Source organism: Burkholderia sp. COPS (assembly GCF_019425585.1).
Lineage (GTDB): Bacteria > Pseudomonadota > Gammaproteobacteria > Burkholderiales > Burkholderiaceae > Burkholderia > Burkholderia cepacia.
This window is the reverse complement of sequence record NZ_WIXR01000023.1, coordinates 20699-45484: the sequence shown is the minus strand read 5'-3', so window position 1 is coordinate 45484 and position 24786 is coordinate 20699. Positions and strand designations below refer to the sequence as shown.

Sequence of the window (24786 nt, the reverse complement as noted above, 5' to 3'; positions counted from 1 at the left end):
CGCGATCGCGTCGTTCACCTGCTGCTCGCAGAACTTCGCGGCCGCTTCGTCGATCACCGTGCCCATGTCCACGGACGGATCGGCCGGATTGCCGTACGACCACGCGCGCGTTTTTTCGACGACCAGCTCGGTGAAGCGATCGGCCACCGACTCGTGCACGAGCATCCGCTTGATCGCGGTGCAGCGCTGCCCCGAGTTCTTGTACGAACCCGACACCGCGAGCGTGCTCGCTTCGTCGAGATCGGCGTCTTCCATCACGATGATCGGATCGTTGCCGCCGAGTTCGAGCACCGCGCGCCGGTAGCCCATCCGCGCCGCGATCGACTTGCCGATCGACACGCCGCCCGTGAACGTGATGAGGTCGATCGCCGGGTTCGTGATCAGCTCGTCGGCGATCTCCTTCGGGTCGCCGGTGAGCACCTGCAGCATCTGCGGCGGCAGGCCCGCTTCGTACAGGATGTCCGCGAACAGGTAGCACGACAGCGGCACCTTCTCGGACGGCTTCACGACGATCCGGTTGTTGGTCGCGATCGACGGCACGATCTTGTGCGCGACCTGGTTCATCGGGTGGTTGAACGGCGTGATCGCCGAAATCACGCCGAGCAGCGGATCGCGCTGCGTGTACACGCGGCGCTTCTTGCCGTGCGGGGTCAGGTCGCACGAGAAGATCTGCCCGTCGTCCTTCAGCACTTCGCCGGCGCCGAACGTCAGCACGTCGGCCACACGCCCCGCCTCGTATGTCGAATCCTTGATGCACAGCCCGGCCTCGGCGGTGATCAGCGCCGCGATCTCCGCCGTGCGCGCACGCACGATGTCGGCCGCGCGGCGCAGGATCGCCGCGCGATCGTGGCGCGTGAGCGCCGGCCGGTAGGCACGCGCGGCCGCGAACGCGCGCCGCACGTCGTCGAGTGTCGCCTTCGGCACGGTGCCGACCAGCGCGCCGTCGTACGGGTTGCGCACTTCGATCACCGCGTCGCGATGAATCCGTTCGCCGTCGATTCGCAGTGCTTCGCGACGAATCTCGCGGACGTCCGTCGATGCTGCAATGGCGTTCATGAGTGTGTCCCCTTGCGGATGCGTACGCATCACTGCAGATGGTTGAGCGCGATGTCGATGATGTCGAAGTTGCGCAGCCGCGCGCGGCCCGTGACGTCGCCGGCGACCGGTTTGCTGAAAATCAGCGGCACGATCTGCTCGGAGATCCCGCCGTGCGAACGCAGCGGCACGTCGAGGCCCGACAGGTCGTGCTTGATGCGGCGCGTGCCGAGCACGACGTCCTGCTTCGAGATCACGATCAGGTCGCCCATGCGCACAGGCGGCAGCTCGAAGCGCGCGCAGCCCTCGGCGCCGGTCAGCACGACCTCGATGCCGTCGACCGCGGCGAGCCGCGCGCGCAGCGCCTCGGCATCGGCCGACGCCGGCACGTAGACGGTCGCGAACGAGCCGAGCGCGCCGTGGTGCACGACGTACGGATCGGTGATCGGCAGGATCACGCGCGCCGCGTCGTGCCCGAGCCACGCGTCGAACAGCTCCTGCAGGTAGATCACGTTCGGCTCGCCGGTTTCATCGTCGTGTTTCGCGTTCATCCCGTGGTCGGCCGTGATCGCGACGATCGCGCCGAGTTCGTCGAGGCGCTGCAGGTACGTGTCCATCATCGCGTAGAACGCGTTTGCGCCTTCCGTGCCGGGCGCGCACTTGTGCTGCACGTAGTCGGTGGTCGACAGGTACATCAGGTCGATCGGGCGCGTCTCGAGCAGGCGCACGCCGGCCGCGAACACGAATTCCGACAGGTCCGCGCTGTACACGCTCGGCACGGGCTTGCCGACCAGCTCGAGCACGTTGTCGATGCCGTTTTCCTCGACGGTCGCCTCGTCGGCCTTTTCCGACGAGAAACAGATGCCCTTCAGCCCCTTGCCGAGGAGGCGGCGCAGCTTGTCCTTCGCGGTGACGACCGCGACGCGCGCCCCCTGCTCGGCGAAGGTCGCGAGCACGGTGGGAGCGACCAGGTACTTCGGATCGTTCATCAGCACCTCGGCGCCGGTGTCGCGATCGTAGAAATAGTTGCCGCTTATCCCATGCACCGCGGGCGGCACGCCCGTCACGATCGACAGGTTGTTCGGGTTCGTGAAGCTCGGCACCACGCACTCGCCCTTGAGCGCCGTGCCCGGTTTCAGCAGCGTGCGCAGGAACGGCGCGACGCCGGCCCCGGCGGCTTCCTCCAGGTATTCGTATGCGCAGCCGTCGACGCACACGACCACCACCGGCCGGCGCATCCAGTTGTAGCGGCGGCCGTTCACTTCCACGGATACAGGCGTTTCAGTCATGACGTTCATTCCTTTCAGTTCGAAGGGTAGAGCCGTCGGCGCCCGCGCCGCGCCGAAGGGAGGTGTTTTCCATGCTTGACATTAAAATTGATGATTTGTAGATTGTCAACAACATGCAGAGAACAGAAAGCAAAACAACGCAGCAGCAAGAGGGCTGGTCTCCACTCATTCGCCGTGTGCCGCGGCGCCACAGTCAAGGGGTCTGAAGATGAACGAAGTGCCGGTAAACAAGCGTTTGAATGCATGGGCGGCGGGCGCGGCCCGTCTCGCGCTGGCCGCGGCGGTCGCGCTCGGCGCCGCGCAGGCGGCGCACGCAAAGACGTCGCTGCTCGTCTACACCGCGCTGGAAGACGAGGCGATGAAACCCTACAAGGACGCGTTCGAGAAAGCGAACCCCGACATCGAGATCCGCTGGGTGCGCGACTCGACCGGCTCGGTCACCGCGAAGCTGCTCGCGGAGAAGAACAATCCGCGCGCGGACGTCGTGCTCGGCCTCGCCGCGTCGAGTCTCACGCTGCTCGACCTGCAGGGCATGCTGATGCCGTACACGCCGAAGGGCTTCGACCAGCTCACGCGCAAGTACAGCGACGCGAACACGCCGCCGCACTGGGTCGGCATGGACGTGTGGGGCGCGACGATCTGCTACAACCGCGTCGCCGCGCAGGCGAAGAACATCCCGAAGCCGACGTCGTGGGAAGACCTGACGAAGCCCGTCTACAAAGGCGCGATCGTGATGCCGAGCCCGGTTTCCTCCGGCACCGGCTACCTCGACGTGACCGCGTGGCTGCAGACCTTCGGCGACGACAAAGGCTGGAAATTCATGGACGCGCTCGACAGGAACGTCGCGCAATACGTGCACTCGGGCTCGAAGCCGTGCACGCTCGCCGGCACCGGCGAATTCCCGATCGGCATCTCGTTCGAGTTCCGCGGCCACGAACTGCAGTCGCAGGGCGCACCGATCGATCTCGTGTTCCCGAAGGAAGGGCTCGGCTGGGACATGGAAGGCACGGCGATCATGAAGACGACGAAGCAGCCCGACGCCGCGAAGAAGCTGGCCGACTTCATGGCGAGCAAGGACGCGAACCAGATCACCGCGCGCTGGTGGGCGATCGTCGCGTACCCGGGTGTCGCGCGCAAGCTCGCCGGCATCCCCGACAACTACTCGGACCTGCTCGTGAAGAACGACTTCGTGTGGTCGGCGAAGAACCGCCAGTCGATCCTCGATACGTGGCAGAAGCGCTACGGGGCGAAAACGCAGCAGTAACGCCGCGACCGGCAGCGGGGCCGCGCCGCGCGCCGCCCCGCGTCACCCTTTCCATCGTCGAATCCGGCCCCCGGGCCGCCCCAGCATGGAGGCGCGCATGGCACCTTATCTGAGCGTAGAACGCATCGAGAAGCGGTACAACGACACGCAGGTCCTGACCGACATCAACCTGAGCGTGATGAAGGGCGAGATGATCTGCTTCCTCGGGCCGTCCGGCTGCGGGAAGACCACGCTGCTGCGGATCATCGCGGGGCTCGAAACGCAGAACGCCGGCCACATCATGCAGGACGGCCGCGACATCTCGCGGCTGCCGCCGCAACTGCGCGACTACGGCATCGTGTTCCAGTCGTATGCGCTGTTCCCCAACCTCACCGTGTACGACAACGTCGCGTACGGGCTCGTGAACCGGAAGATGAAGCGCGACGCGATCCACGAGCGCGTGCACACGCTGCTCGCGCTGGTGGGCCTGCCCGACAGCCATCGCAAGCACCCGGGCCAGTTGTCCGGCGGCCAGCAGCAGCGCATCGCGCTGGCGCGCGCGCTCGCGACTTCCCCCGGCCTGCTGCTGCTCGACGAGCCGCTGTCGGCGCTCGACGCGCGCGTGCGCGTGCGGCTGCGCCAGGAAATCCGCGCGCTGCAGCAGCGGCTCGGCGTGACGACGATCATGGTCACGCACGACCAGGAAGAAGCGTTGTCGATGGCAGACCGCATCGTCGTGATGAACCACGGCGTGATCGAGCAGATCGGCACGCCGCTCGAAATCTACCGGCAGCCGGCGTCGCCGTTCGTCGCGGATTTCATCGGCCGCGTCAACACGATTCCCGCCGAAGTCGCGCAGGACGGCACGCTGCGGGCGGGCGCGGTCGGCCTCGACTGCCGCCACGGCACGGCACGCCCAGCGCAAGGCGCGGCGGTATCGGTCTACGTGCGGCCGGAAGACCTGCGCATCCGCGTGCCCGGCGAAACGGCCGACAACGTGCTGGCCGGCCGCGTCGAGAAGCTCGAATTCCTCGGCGCGTTCTGTCGCGTGAGCTTCCGGATCGACGGGCTCGACGGCCAGGAAATCGTCGCCGACCTGTCGTATCACGACGTCGACCGCACCGGCGTGGCGGCCGGCGCGCGCATCGATCTCGCGCTCGATCGCGAGCATGTCCGCGTGTTCCCGTGCGCGAAGGAGCGACTGCAATGAGCACCGTCCTGACCGAGCGCCGCCGTGGCGCCTCCGCCCCCGCCGACGTGCGGCAGCTCACGCACTGGCACGACCGCATCGCGCAGCTCGCGCTCGTCGCGATGGCCGCGCTGATGTCGCTGTTCCTGCTGCTGCCGCTCGCGCTCGTCGTGCAGAAATGCTTCGTCGATGCCGACGGGCGATTCGTCGGCGCGCACAACTTCGTCGATTACCTCGAGGACAGCGGCGTGCTGCGTTCGATGCTGCATTCGCTGACGGTCGGCGCGCTCGTCACGGCGATCGTCGTGCCGATGGCGTTCACGTTCGCGTATGCGCTGACGCGCTCGTGCATGCCGCTGAAGAACGCCGCACGCACGATCGCGCTGTTGCCGCTGCTCGCGCCGACGCTGTTGTCCGCGGTGTCGTTCATCTACTGGTTCGGCAACGCGGGGCTGCTGAAGCCGCTGCTGCACGGCCATTCGATCTACGGACTGCCGGGCATCGTGCTGAGCATGGTGTACGCGTCGTTCCCGCACGTGCTGATGATCCTCGTCACCGCGCTGTCGCTCGCGGACGGCCGGCTCTACGAGGCCGCCGACGCGATGGGCACGCGCCGCCTGCGCAAGTTCTTCACGATCACGCTGCCGGGCGCGAAGTACGGGCTGATCAGCGCGACGATGGTGGCGTTCACGATGTGCATCAACGACTTCGGCGTGCCGGTCGTGATCGGCGGCTCGTACAACGTGCTGTCGACCGACATCTACAAGCTGATCATCGGCCTGCAGGACTTCAACCGCAGCGCGGTCGTGAGCCTGATGCTGCTGTGCCCCGCCCTCGTCGCGTTCGGCGTCGACTTCTTCATCCGCCGCCGCCAGCAGTCGCAGCTCGGCGCGCGCTCGACGCCGTACCAGCCGAAACCGTCGCGCGGCTTCGACGCGGCGATGCTCGCGTACTGCACGCTCGTGTGCGCGTTCTTCATCGCGGTGGTCGGCATCTCGGTGTTCGCGTCGTTCGTGAAATTCTGGCCGTACCAGATGACCCTCGGGCTGCAGCACTACGAGATGGGGCTGATCGGCGCCGGCATCTTCGACGCGTACAGGAACAGCCTGCGGATGGCCGCGACGGTGGCGATCGGCGGCACGATCGTCGTGTTCGGCGGGGCCTACCTGATCGAGAAGACGCGCGGCGCGCGCTGGCTGCGCGGCTTCATCGCGCTGTGCGCGATCCTGCCGATGGGCGTGCCGGGGCTCGTGCTCGGCATCAGCTACATCTTCCTGTTCAACGCGCCCGGCAATCCGCTGAACGGGCTGTACGGCTCGCTGTGGCTGCTCGCGATCGTCACGGTGGTGCACTACTACGCGTCGAGCCACCTGACGGCCGTCACCGCGCTCAGGCAGATCGACAGCGAGTTCGAGGCCGTGTCCGCGTCGCTGAAGGTGCCGTTCTACAAGACCTTCCTGCGCGTGACCGTGCCCGTGTGCCTGCCCGCGATCCTGCTGATCGCGCGCTACCTGTTCGTCAACGGGATGACGACCGTGTCGGCCGTCGCGTTCCTCTACTCGCCCGACACACAGCCCGCGTCGGTCGCGATCCTGAGCCTCGACGACGCGGGCCAGATGGGCCCGGCCGCCGCGATGGCCACGCTCGTGCTCGCGACGTCGTCGTTCGCCTGCGTGCTGTTCGCGTGCATCTCGCATCGACTGCTGCGCCGTACGCAGGCCTGGCGCAACCCGCATCGCCACTGATTCTTTCGCCGCATTCACGTGACGTCCCGACTTCATCGAGGAGACACCATGACGCTCGCCGCCCAGCCCATCCTGCTCACCCCCGGCCCCCTGACCACCTCCGACCGCACGCGCGACGCGATGCTGCGCGACTGGGGATCGTGGGACAGCGACTTCAACACGATCACCGCGCGGCTGCGCGAACGCCTGCTGCAGATCGTGCACGGCGAAGGCACGCACGAATGCGTGCCGCTGCAAGGCAGCGGCACGTTCTCGGTCGAAGCGGCCATCGGCACGCTCGTGCCGCGCGACGGCCACGTGCTCGTGCCGAACAACGGCGCGTACTGTCAGCGCATCGCGAAGATCAGCCGCGTGCTCGGCCGCAAGCTCACGACGATCGACTACAGCGAGGATCGCCGCGTCGATCCGGCCGACGTCGAGCGCGCGCTCGCCGCCGATCCGTCCATCACGCACGTCGCGCTCGTGCATTGCGAAACGGGTGCCGGCGTGCTGAACCCGCTGCACGAGATCGCGCAGGTCGTCGCGAAGCACGGCCGCGCGTTGATCGTCGACGCGATGAGCTCGTTCGGCGCGATCGACATCGACGCGCGCACGACGCCGTTCGATGCGGTGATCGCCGCGTCCGGCAAATGCCTCGAAGGCGTGCCGGGGCTCGGCTTCGTGATCGCGAAGCGCAGCACGCTCGAACGCTGCGAAGGCAACAGCCATTCGCTCGCGATGGACCTGTACGACCAGTGGGTCTACATGCAGCGCACGACGCAGTGGCGCTTCACGCCGCCGACCCACGTGGTCGCGGCGCTCGACGCGGCCGTCGCGCAATACGTCGACGAAGGCGGGCTCGCCGCGCGCGGCGGCCGCTACCAGCGCAACACGCGCGCGCTGATCGACGGGATGCTCGCGCTCGGCTTCCGGCCGTTCCTCGATCCGGCGATCCAGGCGCCGATCATCGTCACGTTCCACGCGCCGGACGATCCGAACTACGACTTCAAGCGGTTCTACCAGGAGGTCAAGAAACGCGGCTACATCCTGTATCCGGGCAAGCTCACCGAGGTCGAGACGTTCCGGGTCGGCTGCATCGGCCACTTCGGCGAGGCCGGCATCCCGGGCGCCGTCGCCGCGATCGCCGACACGCTGAAAGCGATGGGCGTGCGCCGCGTATCGGCCGAAGCGGCGGCCTGACGTGACGCAATACGACGGGATGTGATGTGACGTACCCCGCCGCGTGCACGTTCGCATGCGGCGGCCGCTTTTCCCGTGCCGTGCATGGCACGGCCCCTTTTCGGCGAACCCTCCCATGCGACCCTTCTGGATCGAACAAGCGCTGTTCAACGACGGCGATCTCGCCCCCGCGCTGCAAGGTGCGACGCAGGCCGACGTCTGCATCGTCGGCGGCGGCTTCACCGGGCTCTGGACCGCGATCCAGGCCAGGCAGCAGAACCCCGCGCTCGACATCGCGATCGTCGAAGCCGACCTGTGCGGCGCCGGCGCGAGCGGCCGCAACGGCGGCTGCCTGCTCACGTGGTCCGCGAAATTCCTGACGCTGCGGCGGCTGTTCGGGGAAGCCGAGGCGATCCGGCTCGTGAAGGCCTCCGAAGCAGCCGTGCAGCACATCGCCGATTTCTGCCGCGCGCACGACATCGATGCCGAGCTGCGGCTCGACGGCACGCTGTACACCGCGACGTCGCGCGCGCAGGTCGGCACGCTCGCGCCGGTACTCGATGCGCTCGCCGCGTGCGGCATCCACAGCTACGAGCCGCTGCCGCCCGCCGAAGTCGCGCGCCGCTCGGGTTCCGCACGCAACCTCGACGGCGTCTACTCGCCGATCGCCGCGACCGTGCATCCCGGCAAGCTCGTGCGCGGGCTGCGCCGCGTCGCGCTCGCGATGGGCATCCGGATCTACGAGCGCACGCCGATGCTCGACTTCACGCCCGGCCAGCCGGCCGTCGTGCGCACGCCGTCGGGCAGCGTGAGCGCGGGCAAGCTCGTGTTCGCGATCAACGCGTGGATGGCGAGCCGCTTCCCGCAGTTCGAACGCACGATCGCGGTCGTGTCGAGCGACATGGTCATCACCGAGAAATGCCCGGAACTGCTCGAGAAGACCGGGCTCGTGGACGGCGTGTCGGTGCTCGATTCGCGGATCTTCGTCTACTACTACCGCACCACCGCCGACGGGCGGCTGATGCTCGGCAAGGGCGGCAACACGTTCTCGTGGCGCAGCCGCATCGCACCGGTGTTCGACCGGCGCTCGCCGTACGAGGCGCAGCTCACGCACAGCCTGCGCGAGTTCTTTCCGTCGCTCGCGGGCGTGCCGGTCACGGCGAGCTGGAACGGGCCGTCGGATCGATCGGTCACCGGCTTCCCGTTCTTCGGCCGCCTGGACGATGCGCCGAACGTGTTCTACGGCTTCGGCTATTCGGGCAACGGCGTGGGGCCGACCTACATGGGCGGGCAGATTTTGTCGTCGCTGGTGCTCGGCCTCGACAACGCATGGACGCGCAGCCCGATCGTGCGCGGCCCGCTCGGCCATTTCCCGCCGGAGCCGATCCGCTATGTCGGCGCGCATGTCGTGCGCAATGCGATCCGCCGCAAGGAGCGCGCGGAGGACGAGAGCCGGCAGCCGGCGGCCGTCGATACGTGGCTCGCGAAGTTTGCGAGCGCGGCGGGGAAGGCGGACAAGGCGTGACGGGAGGGCACCATGCGCGGGAGATCAGGAAAACCCGGGCGGCACGCCAAGCGTTATCCCGCCGCCGGCTTTTTGAGCCCTCGCCTCGCCCGATTGGCGAGCTAGGAAATCCCGTCCATGGAGCAAGTCCAATCCCCAACATCGTGATTCCCGCAAAACAGGCAACCCGTCATTCAATTTACTGCGCATCGATGAGACATGTCCCAATACAGACATAATTAACAAATGGATTTACCACCTATCGAATATTTATTTTTCGATTAAATGTCTCGATTTTACAATCAAGATCATCATGATAGGATTTCGCGAATTCGATAGATAATCAATTCAATTCATCCTTCATGCATTCGTCAGCAACCGTCGAAATCCTGATTAGCGACTCTCGATCCATCTCGAGAGGATCCCAGTTCGGACATGCCGCGATCGCAATCGACGGAATCGTATATGGCAGGGCGCATCCGGGGTGGGACGTCGATAACATCCGGAACTATCTGAGCCGCCAGCAAACCAAGATGCAACGCGATACGATCGGCTATCTCCTCAACAGCTCCGAGGACGAGAAGAAGATCATTGTTTCCGAGATTAAACGCCGGCGACATGAAAACAAGCCATACTCGCTCGTCGACAACAATTGCTCGTCGAACATAGCCGAATTACTGGGCAAGGCGGGAATTCTGGCTTATGACCCAAGATGGCAACTGCCGGGTATCATAGCCCCTGCGGATTTGATGACCGGTCTGCGCCACTCGAAACGCCTGATTGGAATCCGACGATATCCCAAAAAATGATGCGCCTTCTGCTATTCGCCGCACTCACCATGATGATCGGTGCTTGCTCGAAATATAAAGACGAGAAGTGGACAGCGCTTCAGAACATGCCTGCGTTTGCCGAGCCCAACGACGATAGGACCCAGCCGGTCTTTACGGTCAGGAAAGGTGAATCCTGTGTTCCATTGACGGATCGTGTTGCCAAAATTTACGCGTACACAGAAGTGCACTGCGAATCCGGCACGGGCTGGGTTCTGGACGATGCCTTTGATAAACGACGCGGCAAATGATCGCCTGCCGGCGATCCGTGCATTCAGCCCGGGCGCCTTCGATTTCGACCGGGGCTACGCCTGTCCGATGCGACCAGCAACCCATCCGAAACTCGCAATGCAAGAACGGAAGGCGGTGAGCGCCCGGTCAACGCTCTTTCGCCATCAATGTGCGATGACGCCCGCCGCCCCCACTCACGCGCCAGCCTTCTCCCGCGCCGCCTTGCCCGTCGCGGGCAGCCCCTGCTCGTGCGTACGGCGCATCCGCGCAAGGCCATGCGAAACGTGCTCGCGCACCAGCGCGACCGCCTGCTCCTCGTCGCCCCGTGCGAGCGCCTGCACGATCTTGTCGTGCTCGGCGGCGGACACCGCGATCGCGTCTTCCTCGGCCTCGATCGCGGCCTGGCGCAGCAGCCCGAGCTGGCGCACCAGCCGGCGGTAGGTATCGGTGAGGTGCGTATTGCCGACGCCGACGACCATCGCGTCGTGGAACTGCACGTTCAGCTCCGTGTAGCGCGTGACGTCGTGGGTCTTCGCGGCGTCCTTCATCGACTGGATGATGCCCTTCAGCACCTTCAGCGTGTCGGGCGAGATGCGCTTCGCGAGCGCACGCGCGACCGACTCGTCGAGCATCGCGCGCACTTCGTAGATCTCCTCGGCCTCGCGCAGCGGCACGACGCGCACCGTCACGCCGCGGTTCTTCTCGTTACGCAGCAGGCCGGCCTGCTCGAGCGCCCGGAACGCTTCGCGCACGGGGCCGCGCGACACGTTCAGCCTGGTCGCGATCTCGACTTCGTTGAGCTTCTCGCCGGGTGCGTATTCGCCGGAGACGATCGCGCGCTCGAGCATGTCCTGGACGATCATCGCGAGCGACTGGCTTTGCAGGAGTTCGATGGCGCTGAGCGCGTTCGGGGCTGTCATGGTCGGGCAGGCAGCAAGGCTGCGGTAGGGAACGAGGGCGCCATATCGGCGAATGATCCTTGTATACCCTCGGCCCGACACATTGTCAACAGTTTTCAGTTTCCAAAAGCCAATTCCACGTACCGGGATGCAATCGGGATGCAGCCGGCAGGCGGTGCTCGCGCGGCGGGCCGACCTCGCCCGCATCGCGCGACGCGTGACGGCCGTCAGGCCGTCGTGTGCTTCACCGGCCCCGGATCGCTGTGGCTCGGCCGACCCGTCTCGACGTGGCCCGCGAAGCGGCGCACGACCTTGTCGTCGCCGCCGCGCAGCGTCGTCGCGGTAATCGTCAGATCGTACCAGCCGTGGCTCGACGACAACGCGAAGTGATCCTCGACGCGTTCGCCCGGCTCCAGCGTGTAGGTGCGCGCATGCGCATGGCTGTACGCGTTGTCGACCGTCACGCGGCAGGTCGCGCGCCCGCTGTTGCGCAGTTGCAGGTACACGTGACGGTTGCGCACGTCGTAGCCGATCCGCGCTTCGGGGTTCGCGTGGCGGCCGTCGGCCGCGAGCCGCGTGTTGCCCTGGAACTCGCACAGATAGCCGTTCGGGCCGTATGCCGCGAGATGGTAATCGCCGCGCGCGGCCGACGTGTTCCACGTGTCGACGAAGCGATCGTGCGCGGACACCGCATAACGACGCGGCGGCGTCGCCGGATTGCGGCGGTCGTACACATAGAACGCCGCACCCGCGTCGCCGGTGTTCGCGAAGTCGAGCGACACGCTGTCGTCATGGCCGCTCACGCGGCTGTGCACGAACAGCTCGTACGGCAGCGCCCGCGCCGGCCGCGTGCCGGGTTCCTGCGCCGGCATCGCCTGCTGCGCGGGCACCTGGTACGCCTGGCCGGCCGTCGCGATGTGCTGCGGCACCGTGAAGCTCACCGTGCGCGTGTCGGGGCGCGCGGAGAAGTCGAACGCCGACGTGAGGTCGCCGCAGATCGAGCGGCGCCATGCGCTGATGTTCGGCTCCTTCACGCCGAAGCGCGCTTCGAGGAAACGCAGCACCGACGTATGGTCGAACGTCTCCGAGCAGACCCAGCCGCCCTTCGTCCACGGCGAGATGATGATCAGCGGCACGCGCGGCCCGAGGCCGATCGGCTGGATGCCGCCCGGGTCCGCGCCCGGCACGAGCGGGCTCATTTCGCCCGGGTACTTGTTCAGGTCGAGCAGCTCGTCGCCGAGGTTCGACAGCAGGTTCGACGACACGATGCCCTGGCCGCCCACGCCGCTCGTGACCGGCGGCACCGGCGGCACGACGTGATCGAACAGCCCGTCGTTCTCGTCGTAGTTGAGGATGAACACGGTCTTCGCCCACACCTCCGGGTTCGACGTCAGCGCCTCGAGCACCATGTTGATGTAGAACGCGCCGTCGGTCGGCGACGCCTGCGGGTGCTCGCTGTACTTGTACGGCGCGACGATCCACGACACCTGCGGCAGCCGGTTGGCCTGCACGTCGGCCTTCAGCTCGGCGAGCGTGTGGTCCGACGCGCCCTTGTCGACCAGCGGGCCGCTCGCGCCTTCCTTCACCTGGAACTTCTTGAAGAACATCAGCGAGTTGTCGGTGTAGTTGTCGGTCGGGTCGCCCGGGATGCCCGTGCCGCCCTGGTACACCTTCCAGCTGATCTTCGCGTTCTCGAGGCGCTCGGCGTAGGTCGTCCACGTGTAGCCGTTCACGTCGTCGCGCTCGCCGATGCCCGGGCCGTTCGGCGGGGTGCCGTAGATGTTGCGCGGGTCGACCGTGCCGGTCCACAGGTAGATGCGGTTCGGCGCGGTGTCGGCGTGCGCGGAGCAGAAGTACGAATCGCAGATCGTGAACGCGTCGGCCAGTGCGTAGTGGTACGTGAGGTCCTGGCGCTTCAGGTAGCCCATCGTCAGCACGTCCTGCTTCTGGTTCACCCACTGGTCCCACTGGCCGTTGTTCCAGGACAGGTGGCCGCTGCTCCAGCCGTGGTTGGTGCCCGGCTGGAATTCGGTCGTCTGCTTCGGATCGAGGTAGAACGGCAGCACGTACGGCGCCGACGGATCGAGGCCGCGCGAATGGTAGTTCTTCGTGAACACCGATGCCGGCGGCTGCTGCCACACCGGTGCGCCGCTCGGCAGCAGGTGCGGGCGCGGGTCGTTGAAGCCGCGCACGCCGCGCAGCCCGCCGAAGTAATGGTCGAACGAACGGTTTTCCTGCATGAAGATCACGACGTGCTCGACGTCGCGGATCGTGCCCGTGCGGTAGGCGGCCGGCATCGCCAGCGCATTGCGGATCGCGGGCGGGAAGCCCGCGTAGGCGGCCATCGCACCGGCCGACTGCGCGGCGAGGCGCAGGAAATCGCGTCGATTGTTCGAAGACATGAAGGGAACCCTGTTGTCGGTAGGAGTGGGGCGCCGGTCGAGCGGGGCCGGCGGTCGGTGTGTTACGCGCTATTACCCCGCACCGGCATGTCCCGGCCGTGACCGGTTCCAGCAGGTTTCTTGCGCTCACCCCCAGCTTTTTTTCGAAGCGGCGCACGACGCGCCTTTCATGCGGCCGACACACGCATGCGCTACGCTGACGCGCGATGAAGAGGGGAGAAGCCGAGTCGTGTTCGATCAGCTGAAGGCGTTCCACGCGACCGTCCGGCAGGGCAGCATCACGCGCGCCGCGCGCCACCTGGGCGTGAGCCAGCCGACGATTGCCGCGCAGATCCGGCAGGTCGAGCAGCTGTACGGCGTCGAGCTGTTCTACCGCAGCGGCCGCAAGCTCGAGGTCACCGAGACGGGTATCGAGCTGCTGCCGCTCGTCGAGAAGATGATCGCGCTCGAGGCGCAGGCCGACATCATGCTGCGCAACGTCGGCGGCCTGTTCGAAGGGCACCTGCGGATCGGTGCGACGGGGCCGTACTACATCATGGACGCGGTCGGCCGCTTCTCGAACGCGCATCCGTCGATCGCGCTCACGTGCCGGATCGGCAACTCCGAGGAAATCCTGCAGGCGCTGCAGGAATTCCGCATCGATCTCGCGGTATCGTCGCAGCACAACGACGCCGAAGGCCTCGAACGCAAGGTGATCTCGACCGACCCGCTCGTGCTCGTCGTGCATCGCACGCATCCGCTCGCGCGTTTCGACGCGATCGATCCGGCGCAGCTCGCCGACGTGCGGCTGCTGATTCGCGAGGAAGGCTCGGTGACGCGCCGCTGCACGGAGACGATCCTCGCGGCGGCCGGTGTCGCGGCCGTATCGATGGCCGAGATCGGCAGCCGCGAAGCGATCCGCGAGGCGATCCTGCACGGCGTGGGCGGCAGCCTGTTTCCGCTCGGCGAGGCGGAGCGCCATCCCGACCTGCGCGTGATCGCGCTGCGCGGCGTCGACACGACGATCGACGAATACGTGTACTACCTGAAGGCGCGCCGCCAGAGCCCCGCGATCGACGCGTTTCTCGCGTGCATCCTGCCGGCCGACGGCAACACGGCCGCGGCAGCTGCGGCGGCCTCGGCAGCCGGGGCGGATGAAGCAGGACGAACGGCGCGGTGGGCGAACGCGCGCTGAAGTGCCGCGCGTTCGCCGGTTCCGCACTTTGCCGGCGCTTTTCCCGCGCCTTCCCTCGTTTTTCCTCGTGCCTTCCTTCTGTCGTTGCGCTCACCTCATTTCGGCAGTGCCGGAATCATCCACGTCAGCACGTGCTGCTGCAGGAACACCAGCACGCCGAGCAGCAGCGTGAGGATCACGCTGTGCCAGAAGGTGCGCGCAAACACGACACCTTCCTGCCCTTTCAGGTCCGTCGTCGACACGCCCGTCGCGATGTTCTGCGGCGAGATCATCTTGCCCATCACGCCGCCCGACGAGTTGGTCGCGGCCATCAGCACCGGATCGAGGCCGAGCTGCCGCGCGGCCACGACCTGCAGGTTGCCGAACAGCGCGTTGCCCGACGTGTCGCTGCCGGACAGGAACACGGCGATCCAGCCGAGCGACGCGGACACCAGCGGGAACAGCGCCCCCGTCGACGCGACGCCGGTGCCGAGCGTATAGCTGATGCCCGAGTAGTTCAGCAGGTACGCGAGCCCGACGATCATCATCACCGTGACGATCGCGATCCACGTCTGCCGCCAGGTCTTGACCACGCATTCGAGGAACGCGCCGATACCGGTGCGCGTCAGCGCGGCCGTGATGATCGCCGAGAGCAGGATCGCGGTGCCCGTGCCGAGCGGCTGGAAGTCCCAGATCGCCGCATACGGCTTGTGGTACAGCGACACGAACACCGCGTTGTGCAGGCCCGGCCACTTGATCTTCACGTCGCCGATCGCCGCGACGTTCGCGTGCACCCACACGATCACGACCACCGACACGACGAGCCACGGCAGCCAGCCGCCGAAACCCGCGCGGGCGGCACCGGCCGTTGCGGGCACGCTGCGCGCGAGCGCGTATTGCGGATCGGGTTGCGGCTTCCACACCTGGAGGAAACCGATCGTGACGATCAGCGACGTGAGCGACGACAGCACGTCGGTGAGCTGGTAGCCGAGGAAGTTCGACGTGACGAACTGCGCGATCGCGAAACTGCCGCCCGACACGAGCAGCGCGGGCCACAGCTTCGAGATCGAGCGCAGCCCGCCGTACGCGCCGACCACGTAGAACGGCAACAGCAGCGCGAAGAACGGCAACTGGCGGCCGACCATCTGCGCGAGTGTCGCGGGCGGCAGCGACGTCACCGCGCCGAGCACGGTGATCGGCACGCCGAGCGCGCCGAACGCAACCGGCGCCGTGTTGAACAGCAGCGTATAGGTGAGCGCTTCGAGCGCGGGGAAGCCGAGCGCGATCAGGAGTGCGCTCGTGATCGCGACCGGCGTGCCGAATCCCGAGATCCCTTCGAGCAGGCAGCCGAACGAGAACGCGACGACGAGCAGCACGAGGCGCCGATCGTCGGGCAGGTTGTCGAGCATCCACTGCCGGAACTGGTCGAAGCGGCCCGACTTCACCGCGATGTTGTACAGCAGCAGCGCGTTGAAGACGATCCACATCACCGGCACGACCGCGAGCGCCATGCCCGCGCCGACCGCGTTGAACGCGAGCCCGGCCGGCATCCCCCACGCGCCGATCGCGACCGCGAGGCCGGCGACCAGCCCGGCGAGCGACGCCTGCCACGCGGGGCGGCGCAGCACGCCCAGCGCGATCAGCGCGACGGCGATCGGGATCGCGGCGACGAGGAAGGACAGCAGCAGCGAGTTGGCGACCGGCGTCAACGGCTGCGCGAAGACAATGCCGGGCGGCAGGGCGTCGGTGGGATTCATCGCGTCTCCAAAGTCGACCCGGGGCTGGCGCGACGGCGCCCCCGGATTCGGTGCAAAGCGGTCCTTCCGCAATCGCGACGGCGCTCAGGCGCTTGTGCACGCAACGACGTCGCACGGCCAACCGATCGGTCGCTTAAAAGAGGTTAGGAGGCGCGGGGCGCTTCTACAAGGAGGACAAGCCCGATGCGTGCCGACCCGGTACGAGCCCGCCGCCGCAGGCTGACAGGCAGCGGGCGGGCCGCTGTCGCGTTCGACAGGATGCCCGTCGTGCGTGGCTCACCCGCGCAATGTTGCACATGCGGCAAAGGTGCCTGACGGCCGGCGGGATGTTTCGTTTGGCATCCGAAGCCTAGACTGGCTGCATCGATTCCGCCCGCGCCGGTCACGGCACGGCACCGGAACCTCACGGAGTGAACACGATGAAGACGATGAAACAAGCCGTATGCGCATGCGTGCTGATCGGCGCGGCCTTCGCCGCGCACGCGCAGGCGGCGTCGACGCTGACGCGCGCCGAGGTCCGCCAGGAACTCGTGGAGCTGCAGGCCGCCGGCTACCGGACGAGCCTGGCAAGCAGTCCCGACTTTCCGGAAAAGATGCAGGCGATCATGCACCGTGCCGCGCAGGCACGCGGCGCGAACGCCGGCTACGGCCGCGACGGCAGCGCAAACGTGGAATCGGGCAAGCCGGCGCTGCCGCACGCGATCGATCGCGGCACGTACGCACACCACTGACGGTGGATCGACCCGGATCGGGGGCGCCACGGCGTACACCGACCGGCGACGGAGGACGCAGCGCGCACCGCGCCGACCGACGCGGTGCGCGTGCGCCAGGCATCACACGCTGAAGCGGTTCAGCGTATACGCGCGATAGGCCGCGACGAATGCGTCGAACGAACCGGCCTCCTTCGCTTCGAGCTCGGCTTGCTCGGCGAGCGACTTCGCGGCGAGCGCCTGCTCGGTGCGCAGCGTCTCCGCCGACGGCGGGTGCGCGCGGAAATGCGCGGCATGCGCTTCGCTCTGCGCCAGCGCGAACCCGAGGAACGACTGCCCGTGCTCGCGCATCGTGCGCAGTACGCGCGCGGACGGCGTGCGCTCCGGATCGGCAAGCTTCTCGCGCTGCGCGGCGATCGCGCGCGCATGTTCGTCGCCACCGCGGATTTCGTCGAGACGGCGGCCGACGGTTTCGATATCGGCCATCAGCTCGTCCGCCCACGCCTGCAGCGTGATCGGCGCGCCGTCGCGCTGCAGCGTGAGCCCGGGCTTGCGCCCTTCCATCGTCACGCTGCCGAAGTTCGCATTCGCCTCCTGGTACGCGGGGCAGTCGAGCACCGGGCTCTCGTCGAGCGCGCACGCGAGCAGGAAGGCGTCGATGAAGCGCGCGGTTTCCAGTGCGATGCCGGTCGGCTCGAACGGATCGATGTCGAGACAGCGCACCTCGATGTACTGCACGCCGCGCGACGCGAGCGCATGCAACGGCCGCTCGCCCGAATACGTGACGCGCTTCGGCCGGATCGTCGAGTAGAACTCGTTTTCGATCTGCAGGACGTTCGTGTTGATCTGGATCCACTCGCCGTCGCGATGCGTGCCGATGGCCTCGTACGCCGGATACGGCTCGCTCACGGCCTTCGACAGCGCGTCGAGATAACCGGGCAGCGTGTTGTAGTCGACGTGCAGCGCGGCCTGGGCGGTCGTGTTCGAGTAGCCGAGATCGCTCATCCGCAGGCTCGTCGCATACGGCAGGTACAGCGTATCGGCGTCGAACGTGTCGAGCTTGTGCGGCTTGCCGCGCAGGAACTTCGTGTCGAGCGCGGGCGATGCGCCGAACAGGTACATCAGCAGCCAGCTGCGGCGGCGGAAGTTGCGGATCTGCGCGAGATAGCGCTCCGACTGGTAATCGACGAGCGTGGCCGTCGACCCTTCGTCCGCATGCAGGCGCCGCCACACTTCCTCGTGCAGCGAATAGTTGTAGTGGATACCGGCGATGCACTGCATCGTGCGGCCGTAGCGATACGCGAGGCCGCGCCGGTACACCGTCTTCAGGCGGCCGATGTTCGACGTGCCGTAGTCGGCGATCGGGATCTGGTCGTCGGCCGGCAGCAGGCCCGGCATCGAGTCGTTCCACAGCATCTCGTCGCCGAGCGATGCATAGACGTAGCGATGCAGATCGTCGAGGCGTTCGAGCGTGATCGCGGCATCGCGTTCCGCGGGCGTGATCAGTTCGATCAATGCTTCGGAATAGTCGGTCGTCAGCGCCGGATGCGTGAGCGCCGAACCGAGCGCGCGCGGATGCGGCGTGAACGCGATCATCCCGTCGCGCGTCACGCGCAGGCTTTCCTTTTCGATGCCGCGCAGGCCGTCGGGCAGATGCTGCCGCGTCGGGCCCGAGCTCAGCGCTTCGAGACGATTCAGCAGCAGTTCGGACTGGCGGTGAGTCATGGTGTTCGACATGGAGACGCAAGTGCGTGACGGCCGCGCGCAGAACGCCGCGCGCGGCCGGCTGGATTGTTGGTCGCTTCGTTGGTAGCGGGCACTTTAACATCTCGCCGAAACCCGCGCTTGAGGTGGCGCCGGGCAGCGTGCACGGGCCGGAACGGGCCGCCGGACGGGCCGGCCGCGGCGATCGCCGCATCTCCCGCCGGTTCCGGGCGGCGGCGGCAGGCACACCGGTTGAGCGCATTCGTCCGACGGAACTTGACGCGCGAACGGGGGACGGCAGGTGCAACCGTGCCGCCGAATCGACCACGGAGAGAGGCGAAAGTGTGCGTCGTGCGCCCGGCATCGGGCGGACGACGGATTCGAGAAACAGCCTTGACGGTCGAAGTCCGGCGGTAGCCAACGAACACCGGCACGGCTTGCGCGACGGGTTGCATCGCGGCTTCGCCGGGTCGCACCCGGCCGCGCAACTCAGTGATCGGCAGTTGCCCTCACCCGCCGCGCGCGCCGCCCGCCCGGTCGGCCACTTCGTTCCACAAATGCAGCGCCGCGTACGCGCGCCACGGCCGCCAGCCTTCGGTGCGACGCTTCTGGGTCGCGAGCCGGTCGAGCGCCGGATCGCGCGCGGCGATCGATTGCATCAGCACGAGATCGGAGGCCGGCCACGCATCCGGATCGCGCCACGCGCGCATCGCGATGTATTCGACGGTCCACGGGCCGATGCCGGGCAGATCGAGCCACGCACCGCGCAGCGTCGCGAGATCGGCGTGCTCGTGATCGACCGGCACGTCGCCGGCCGCCACCGCGCGCGCCGTACCCGTCAGTGCCGCCACCCGCTTGCCGGGCATCCCGATCTTGTCGAGATCGCAGGCGGCCAGCGCCTCCGGTGTCGGAAAACGCCATGCGGGCGCACCGTCGTCTTCATGGACCACGCGCTCGCCGGCCCGCTCGACGAGCCGGCCGACGATCGTCGTCGCGGCCTTCACGCTCACCTGCTGGCCGACGATCGCGCGCACGGCCAGTTCGAACCCCGACCACGCACCCGGCACGCGCAGCCCCGGTGCGGCCTCGACGAGCGGCGCGAACCACGGATCGCGCGCCAGTCCGCTGCCGATGACGGCCGGATCGGCGCCGAGGTCGAACATCGTCGCGACGCGCGCGGCGAACGCATCATCGACATGACGCGCGACCGCGCCTTCGACCGTCGCGACCAGGCAATGCTTGCGCGGATGTTTCGCGACCGTGAGCCGGCCGGCGTCGCCGTGCAGGTCGACGATGCGGCGATACACGCCGCCCGCCACCTGCTCGACGCCCGGAATCGCGCGCCCGCTGAAGAAGCGCAGGACGCGCGCCCAGTCGTAAGGCGCATTGAAGCGCAGTTCCATTTGCGCGGACGGCGGCACGCGGCCGCCGTTCACGATGGACGTAATCGTCGTTCTTGCGATGCTCAAGCTGCGCTGCCCTCCGCGACGGATTCGGTTTCATCGTCGTGCACGTGACGCGCCTCGGCGGCAAGCAGCGTCGCCTTGCGGCGCACGCCCCAACGATACCCGGACAGCGCGCCGCCCTTTTGTACGACGCGGTGGCACGGGATCGCGAGCGCGACGGGGTTCGACGCGCACGCGGACGCGACGGCGCGCACCGCGCGCGGCGCGCCCAGCGCCTCGGCAATCTCCGAGTAGCTGCGTGTTTCGCCGTACGGAATATGCGTCAGCGCTTCCCACACGCGCTGCTGGAAGGCGGTCGGCGCGATGTCGAGCGGCAGGTCGAACGCGTGCCGCGTGCCGTCCAGGTACGCGCGGATCTGCGCGACGAACGGCGCGAGCCGTGCCGACGCTTCGACCAGCTCGGCGCGCGCGAACGCGTCCTTCAGCTCGCCGACGAGCGCGGCCGGTTCGTCGCCGAACGCGATCCGGCAGATGCCCTGTTCGGTTGCGGCGACGAGCACCGTACCGAGCGACGTCGACGCGGTCGCATAGTCGATCCGCAGGCCGGCGCCCTGGCGGCGGAACGCCGACGGTGCCATCCCGAGCTCGCGCGGCACCGACGCATAGAGTCGCGACGGCGAGTTGAAACCCGCGTCGACGGCCGCCTGCGTGACCGGCTGCCCGCTTTGCAACGCCTGCCGCAGCGCGGCGCCGCGCTGCGCGGCCTGGTACTGCCGCGGCGACACGCCGACCACGCGCTTGAAAAGCCGCTGCAGATGGAACGGGCTCACGTGCACGGCATCGCTCAGCTGCTGCAGCGTGAGCCGCTCGGCATGCGCGTCGAGCACCGCGCACGCGCGGTTGACGATCTCGAGCTCGCGCGGCAGCCCTTCCGGCTGACAGCGCTTGCAGGGCCGGAAACCGGCCGCGCGCGCGGCGGCCGGATCGGCGAAGAAGGACACATTTTCGCGGCGCGGCAGCCGCGACGCGCAGGTCGGACGGCAGAACACGCCGGTCGTGCGCACGGCGTAGAAGAACGCGCCGTCCGCATGCGGATCGCGCTCGGTCACGGCGCCCCAGCGGGCATCATCGGTCGGATAGGCGGTTTTCATCTGAACCTCGCACTCTCTAGTGTAGATGGTGCCTACTCTAGACATCGGCACGTGCCGTCGCGCCCTGAATCTTGCTCTGTGATTCGCCCCGGATAATCAGGGGCGCATCACTCGGAAATAAGTCCGGCGAAACGCGCGCGCCGGCTGCTGCAGCGCGGTTTTCGTCATCGTCCCGTCACTATTTTGCTGCACTGCGGATGCGACAAATCGCCGTCCTGACGTTTTTTTGCATTCGGAATATTGCGTCGCACCATCGCCGTGTGTATAGTTGGAACTGTCTCCTCCATGTCTCCTCCTGATATGGATTAAGCCCGTTCCGCTCCGCGTGAACGGGCTTTTTTTCGTCCGTCGATTGTGCCGCGTTCCGGCGGGCGGCGCAGGCGCGATGCGTCTACACTCGATGCTCGTCGACTGCGAAGGAGCGCCTGCCCATGAAACCCACCATCCGCGCGATCGATCACATCGTGCTGCGCGTGACCGACATGGCCGCGATGACGCGCTTTTACTGCGACGCCGTCGGCTGCCATGTGGAAAAGGAACAGCCCGACCTGGGCCTCGTGCAGCTACGCGCCGGTGATGCACTGATCGACCTGCTGTCGGTCGGCGGCCCGATCGACCGCCCTGACAGCGGCCCGCCCGGCACGGGGCGCAATCTCGATCACCTGTGCCTGCGCGTCGAGCCGTTCGATCCCGACGCATTGACCGCCCATTTCGCCGCGCATGGCGCACGGCCGGGCGCGCCTGCGGAACGCTACGGCGCCGGCGGCTACGGACCGTCGATCTACCTGTTCGACCCGGAAGGCAACATGCTCGAATTCAAGGGGCCGCCGGCCGCGATCGGCTGAACGCGGCCGGCGCGTGGGCCGTCATGCGTCCGCGCGCGCCTTCAGCACCGTCCATTCGACCGCGACCGGATCGTGGTCGGCGCTCGAGATCCACGCGGTGCCGTCCTGCACCGTGCACTGCAGGCGCATCGAGCGCTCCGCGAGCCGCCCGAGCGCGGCCGCGACGCCTTCGGCCAGCGACAGCACCTGCACGTTGCGCAGCCGCTCGACCTTGCTGCGCACGCCCTGCCACCAGATATCCGACGTCTTGCCGCCGTACGCGATCACGGTGACCTGCCCGGCGCGGCCGGCCGCCTTCGAGATGCGCCGCTCGTCGGGCTGGCCGGCTTCGATCCAGACGTCGATCGCGCCCGTCAGGTCCTTCTGCCACAGATCGGGCTCGTCGACGTCCGACAGCCCCTTGCAGAATTCGAGCCGCTCGTGCGCGAACAGCGCGAACGCGACGATGCGCACCATCATCCGGTCGTCGGTCTCCGACGGATGGCGCGCCACCGTCAGCGCGTGATCGGCGTAGTAATGCCGATCCATGTCGGCGATTTGCAGTTCGGCTTTGTAGATCGTGGATTTCAGCGCCATGCGGATACGGCCCGGGCGGGCATTCGGTTCGGTCGGGCCGTGATGATACCGAATGCGCGCCGTCCGGCGCGTGTCATGCGCCACCCACAGCGCAACGGCCCGGCATGTGCCGGGCCGTGTTTCGGTTCGCGCCGCCCGCTCATCGGGCCGGCGCGCTCGCGCGTCGTGCGACTGCGCGGTGGATGGGCGGTTACTGGCGGTTACTGCTTGACGAAGCGCGAATCGGTCCAGAGACCCTGCTGGTCGCTGTTGTCGGCGCTGACGAACTGCACGTCGCCCTGGTCGACCGACACGACGCGGAAACGCTGGCCTTCCGGTACCGACAGACAGCGGTAGTCGTCGAAGTATTGCTGCTTCGCCTGCGACTTGCCGTCACGTTCGTGACTCAGTACGGAGTCCAGATTGTCTTTCGACAGGCAGCCCCATGCATTTTTCGTCAACTGGATTTCCTGCGCCGGCTTGACGGCCGAATCGCCGCCCGCCTGGGCAATCGACACTGCGCAAAATGCGCCGACGAGGGCAAAAAGGATACCGGTACGCTTCATCATGTTCTGTCTCCAGGCTTGCGGACACCAGGCTTGGGTTAGCTATGTGTTTAAAGGTGATCGTGAACCGCGTTTTTCACTTTAGAAGACCGGCAAGCGATAGCAAGCACATTTGTTGTGCGACCGCAATAGCGGCGGATTGTCGCACCCCGTGCGCAGCCTGTTTTTTGCGCGGCACGCGCGGCGGGCAACCCCCGTTGCGCGGCGGACAGGCCCGTCACGCCGGGCGGAAAGCGTTATCCGACAGGGCTTTCATCCAAGTTACATTGCAGCAATTGAACGGTTTGGATAATCCATTTCGTCATCCGGATCATTTTGATGCGCCGCACATAAAGTCATTCGAAAACGAATCGACTTTACCGCAGTGCGGAATCGCAAATACCTGATACAAGAAAAATGCCAGGCATAAGCGAATCCGTATTTATCCGTAGTTCCCCGAATGTATTCGGCGCCCGCGAAAACCCCGCTGCAAGCGCCTTTCGCCAGCGCGTTTACCCTGCCTTGTTCGGACTGGATTGCTGACGGTCGAAATAATCGCGTTGAAAGATGCACATGCGATAAGCGTTGTGATACGCGCCGTTTCCGAAAAATTCTTCCTTCAACTCGGCCTCGTGCTGGAATCCGCATTTTTCGTACACGTGAATCGCCGCCGCATTCGACGTATCGACGATCAGGTACAGCTTGCGCATGTTCAGCACCTTGAACGCGTACTCGATCGCGAGGCGCGTCGCCTGGCCCGCATAACCGCGCCCCTGGCATTGCGGCGCGATGATGATCTGGAACTCGCCGCGGCGATGAATGTAGTCGAGCTCGATCAGTTCGACGAGGCCGACCAGTTCGCCCTGCGCGTCGACCGCGACGAAACGGCGCTCGCGCTGGTCGTGCACGTGGCGGTCGTACAGTTGTGACAGTTCCGAGAAGGTTTCGTACGGCTCCTCGAACCAGTAGCGCATGATCTTTGCGTCGTTGTTCAGTTCGTGGACGAAGCGCAGGTCCTGGCGCTCCAGCGGCCGCAGCGCGAGCGTGTTGGTATCGTTCTGGAGTTGCATGTTCATGTCCTGTTTGATGCCGGCGCATGTGCGGCAAGGCCACTTCCGGACCTGTTTCGCACTGTAAGAAGTTGAACGCGGGCGAAGTTCAGAGCCTAGAATGGGAGCAAGGGTTCCTGCCACCGCAAGGAGGCTATCGTGTTCGAGCAAGTGATACTCGGAATTTTCCTCGTGCTGCCGCTCGTGATCGTCGCGGCGCTGTTTTCCGACGAACTGTGGCAGGAACATCGGCGCCAGCATCCGCGTGACGAAAACGCACCGCACATCGACTGGAAGCATCCGTGGCGCCGCGTGCGACGCGGGCATTGAGTCGACTGGCGTTGATCCGCGGGGCGCGCCGGCCTGGCCGCCCTGGCGTGTGAACGCAT

Annotated in this window: 22 protein-coding genes; 11 read left to right on the top strand and 11 right to left on the bottom strand. The window is 66.8% G+C overall.

Annotated features, from left to right (window positions below; all coding sequences use genetic code 11):
- A partial coding sequence (locus FOZ70_RS21525; RefSeq protein WP_219706661.1) for an aldehyde dehydrogenase family protein occupies nt 1-1056 on the bottom strand: 1056 nt, incomplete at its 3' end.
- A 29-nt stretch (nt 1057-1085) separates the two neighbouring features.
- Nucleotides 1086-2324, bottom strand: coding sequence for a phosphonoacetate hydrolase (gene phnA / locus FOZ70_RS21520; protein WP_219706660.1), 1239 nt, complete (start codon nt 2322-2324; stop codon nt 1086-1088).
- 208 nt (nt 2325-2532) lie between these two features.
- Here phnA and FOZ70_RS21515 point away from each other — a divergent pair, with 208 nt between their 5' ends.
- The 7 genes from FOZ70_RS21515 to FOZ70_RS21485 all read left to right on the top strand — a co-directional run bounded on the left by FOZ70_RS21515 (nt 2533) and on the right by FOZ70_RS21485 (nt 10241).
- Nucleotides 2533-3588, top strand: coding sequence for a putative 2-aminoethylphosphonate ABC transporter substrate-binding protein (locus FOZ70_RS21515; protein ID WP_021157963.1), 1056 nt, complete (start codon nt 2533-2535; stop codon nt 3586-3588).
- Nucleotides 3589-3685: 97 nt separating this feature from the next.
- Nucleotides 3686-4777, top strand: coding sequence for a putative 2-aminoethylphosphonate ABC transporter ATP-binding protein (locus FOZ70_RS21510; RefSeq protein ID WP_048025652.1), 1092 nt, complete (start codon nt 3686-3688; stop codon nt 4775-4777).
- Complete coding sequence (locus tag FOZ70_RS21505; protein ID WP_219706659.1) at nt 4774-6501, top strand: putative 2-aminoethylphosphonate ABC transporter permease subunit; 1728 nt, start codon at nt 4774-4776, stop codon at nt 6499-6501. Before FOZ70_RS21510 ends, FOZ70_RS21505 begins: the two co-directional genes overlap by 4 nt.
- A 48-nt stretch (nt 6502-6549) precedes the next feature.
- Complete coding sequence (locus tag FOZ70_RS21500) at nt 6550-7680, top strand: 2-aminoethylphosphonate--pyruvate transaminase (RefSeq protein ID WP_219706658.1); 1131 nt, start codon at nt 6550-6552, stop codon at nt 7678-7680.
- Between the two features lie 115 nt (nt 7681-7795).
- Nucleotides 7796-9184 (top strand): FAD-dependent oxidoreductase, encoded by a 1389-nt coding sequence (locus tag FOZ70_RS21495; RefSeq protein WP_059688914.1) that lies wholly within the window; start codon nt 7796-7798, stop codon nt 9182-9184.
- Nucleotides 9185-9525: 341 nt separating this feature from the next.
- Nucleotides 9526-9972, top strand: a complete 447-nt coding sequence (locus FOZ70_RS38130) for a DUF4105 domain-containing protein (protein ID WP_258025694.1) — start codon at nt 9526-9528, stop codon at nt 9970-9972.
- Nucleotides 9969-10241, top strand: coding sequence for a hypothetical protein (locus FOZ70_RS21485; protein ID WP_060229525.1), 273 nt, complete (start codon nt 9969-9971; stop codon nt 10239-10241). Before FOZ70_RS38130 ends, FOZ70_RS21485 begins: the two co-directional genes overlap by 4 nt.
- A 174-nt stretch (nt 10242-10415) precedes the next feature.
- On the opposite strand, the gene FOZ70_RS21480 is transcribed toward FOZ70_RS21485, so the two are convergent.
- Both FOZ70_RS21480 and FOZ70_RS21475 read right to left on the bottom strand, forming a co-directional pair.
- Nucleotides 10416-11141 (bottom strand): phosphonate utilization associated transcriptional regulator, encoded by a 726-nt coding sequence (locus FOZ70_RS21480; RefSeq protein ID WP_048025648.1) that lies wholly within the window; start codon nt 11139-11141, stop codon nt 10416-10418.
- A gap of 206 nt (nt 11142-11347) precedes the next feature.
- Nucleotides 11348-13522 (bottom strand): phospholipase C, phosphocholine-specific, encoded by a 2175-nt coding sequence (locus FOZ70_RS21475; protein ID WP_059586591.1) that lies wholly within the window; start codon nt 13520-13522, stop codon nt 11348-11350.
- A 229-nt stretch (nt 13523-13751) separates the two neighbouring features.
- Here FOZ70_RS21475 and FOZ70_RS21470 point away from each other — a divergent pair, with 229 nt between their 5' ends.
- Nucleotides 13752-14696, top strand: a complete 945-nt coding sequence (locus FOZ70_RS21470) for a LysR family transcriptional regulator (protein ID WP_219706657.1) — start codon at nt 13752-13754, stop codon at nt 14694-14696.
- A 95-nt stretch (nt 14697-14791) separates the two neighbouring features.
- Here FOZ70_RS21470 and FOZ70_RS21465 read toward each other — a convergent pair whose 3' ends face one another.
- Nucleotides 14792-16432, bottom strand: coding sequence for an L-lactate permease (locus FOZ70_RS21465; protein ID WP_021157971.1), 1641 nt, complete (start codon nt 16430-16432; stop codon nt 14792-14794).
- 419 nt (nt 16433-16851) lie between these two features.
- Here FOZ70_RS21465 and FOZ70_RS21460 point away from each other — a divergent pair, with 419 nt between their 5' ends.
- Nucleotides 16852-17163, top strand: a complete 312-nt coding sequence (locus tag FOZ70_RS21460) for a DUF4148 domain-containing protein (RefSeq protein ID WP_060217983.1) — start codon at nt 16852-16854, stop codon at nt 17161-17163.
- Between the two features lie 102 nt (nt 17164-17265).
- Here FOZ70_RS21460 and gshA read toward each other — a convergent pair whose 3' ends face one another.
- The 3 genes from gshA to ada all read right to left on the bottom strand — a co-directional run bounded on the left by gshA (nt 17266) and on the right by ada (nt 21403).
- Nucleotides 17266-18879 carry a glutamate--cysteine ligase gene (gene gshA / locus FOZ70_RS21455; protein WP_219706656.1) on the bottom strand — a complete coding sequence of 538 codons (1614 nt, stop codon included), beginning with the start codon at nt 18877-18879 and terminating at the stop codon, nt 17266-17268.
- Between the two features lie 476 nt (nt 18880-19355).
- Complete coding sequence (locus FOZ70_RS21450; protein WP_219706655.1) at nt 19356-20315, bottom strand: AlkA N-terminal domain-containing protein; 960 nt, start codon at nt 20313-20315, stop codon at nt 19356-19358.
- Nucleotides 20312-21403 (bottom strand): bifunctional DNA-binding transcriptional regulator/O6-methylguanine-DNA methyltransferase Ada, encoded by a 1092-nt coding sequence (gene ada, locus FOZ70_RS21445; protein ID WP_060229522.1) that lies wholly within the window; start codon nt 21401-21403, stop codon nt 20312-20314. Before ada ends, FOZ70_RS21450 begins: the two co-directional genes overlap by 4 nt.
- 431 nt (nt 21404-21834) lie before the next feature.
- Between ada and FOZ70_RS21440 the strand changes: the two genes are divergently transcribed.
- Nucleotides 21835-22248, top strand: coding sequence for a VOC family protein (locus FOZ70_RS21440; protein WP_011353604.1), 414 nt, complete (start codon nt 21835-21837; stop codon nt 22246-22248).
- Nucleotides 22249-22269: 21 nt separating this feature from the next.
- Here FOZ70_RS21440 and FOZ70_RS21435 read toward each other — a convergent pair whose 3' ends face one another.
- The 3 genes from FOZ70_RS21435 to speG all read right to left on the bottom strand — a co-directional run bounded on the left by FOZ70_RS21435 (nt 22270) and on the right by speG (nt 24418).
- Complete coding sequence (locus FOZ70_RS21435; protein WP_111998996.1) at nt 22270-22824, bottom strand: YaeQ family protein; 555 nt, start codon at nt 22822-22824, stop codon at nt 22270-22272.
- A 200-nt stretch (nt 22825-23024) separates the two neighbouring features.
- On the bottom strand, nt 23025-23372 hold the full coding sequence (locus FOZ70_RS21430; protein ID WP_021157977.1) for a hypothetical protein: 348 nt from the start codon (nt 23370-23372) through the stop codon (nt 23025-23027).
- Nucleotides 23373-23860: 488 nt separating this feature from the next.
- Entirely contained in the window at nt 23861-24418 is a 558-nt protein-coding gene (gene speG / locus FOZ70_RS21425) for a spermidine N1-acetyltransferase (RefSeq protein ID WP_042973815.1), read from the bottom strand.
- Nucleotides 24419-24556: 138 nt separating this feature from the next.
- Between speG and FOZ70_RS21420 the strand changes: the two genes are divergently transcribed.
- A complete protein-coding gene (locus FOZ70_RS21420; RefSeq protein WP_039364617.1) occupies nt 24557-24727 on the top strand; it encodes a hypothetical protein in 171 nt (56 codons plus the stop codon).
- Nucleotides 24728-24786 lie beyond the last annotated feature (59 nt).

What these genes read in the sequence shown, in the direction of transcription:
- phnA (WP_219706660.1), bottom strand. Translation starts at nt 2,324, where the DNA reads ATGACTGAAACGCCTGTATCCGTGGAAGTGAACGGCCGCCGCTACAAC.
- FOZ70_RS21515 (WP_021157963.1), top strand. Translation starts at nt 2,533, where the DNA reads ATGAACGAAGTGCCGGTAAACAAGCGTTTGAATGCATGGGCGGCGGGC.
- FOZ70_RS21510 (WP_048025652.1), top strand. Translation starts at nt 3,686, where the DNA reads ATGGCACCTTATCTGAGCGTAGAACGCATCGAGAAGCGGTACAACGAC.
- FOZ70_RS21505 (WP_219706659.1), top strand. Translation starts at nt 4,774, where the DNA reads ATGAGCACCGTCCTGACCGAGCGCCGCCGTGGCGCCTCCGCCCCCGCC.
- FOZ70_RS21500 (WP_219706658.1), top strand. Translation starts at nt 6,550, where the DNA reads ATGACGCTCGCCGCCCAGCCCATCCTGCTCACCCCCGGCCCCCTGACC.
- FOZ70_RS21495 (WP_059688914.1), top strand. Translation starts at nt 7,796, where the DNA reads ATGCGACCCTTCTGGATCGAACAAGCGCTGTTCAACGACGGCGATCTC.
- FOZ70_RS38130 (WP_258025694.1), top strand. Translation starts at nt 9,526, where the DNA reads ATGCATTCGTCAGCAACCGTCGAAATCCTGATTAGCGACTCTCGATCC.
- FOZ70_RS21485 (WP_060229525.1), top strand. Translation starts at nt 9,969, where the DNA reads ATGATGCGCCTTCTGCTATTCGCCGCACTCACCATGATGATCGGTGCT.
- FOZ70_RS21480 (WP_048025648.1), bottom strand. Translation starts at nt 11,141, where the DNA reads ATGACAGCCCCGAACGCGCTCAGCGCCATCGAACTCCTGCAAAGCCAG.
- FOZ70_RS21475 (WP_059586591.1), bottom strand. Translation starts at nt 13,522, where the DNA reads ATGTCTTCGAACAATCGACGCGATTTCCTGCGCCTCGCCGCGCAGTCG.
- FOZ70_RS21465 (WP_021157971.1), bottom strand. Translation starts at nt 16,432, where the DNA reads ATGAATCCCACCGACGCCCTGCCGCCCGGCATTGTCTTCGCGCAGCCG.
- FOZ70_RS21460 (WP_060217983.1), top strand. Translation starts at nt 16,852, where the DNA reads ATGAAGACGATGAAACAAGCCGTATGCGCATGCGTGCTGATCGGCGCG.
- gshA (WP_219706656.1), bottom strand. Translation starts at nt 18,879, where the DNA reads ATGTCGAACACCATGACTCACCGCCAGTCCGAACTGCTGCTGAATCGT.
- ada (WP_060229522.1), bottom strand. Translation starts at nt 21,403, where the DNA reads ATGAAAACCGCCTATCCGACCGATGATGCCCGCTGGGGCGCCGTGACC.
- FOZ70_RS21440 (WP_011353604.1), top strand. Translation starts at nt 21,835, where the DNA reads ATGAAACCCACCATCCGCGCGATCGATCACATCGTGCTGCGCGTGACC.
- FOZ70_RS21435 (WP_111998996.1), bottom strand. Translation starts at nt 22,824, where the DNA reads ATGGCGCTGAAATCCACGATCTACAAAGCCGAACTGCAAATCGCCGAC.
- FOZ70_RS21430 (WP_021157977.1), bottom strand. Translation starts at nt 23,372, where the DNA reads ATGATGAAGCGTACCGGTATCCTTTTTGCCCTCGTCGGCGCATTTTGC.
- speG (WP_042973815.1), bottom strand. Translation starts at nt 24,418, where the DNA reads ATGCAACTCCAGAACGATACCAACACGCTCGCGCTGCGGCCGCTGGAG.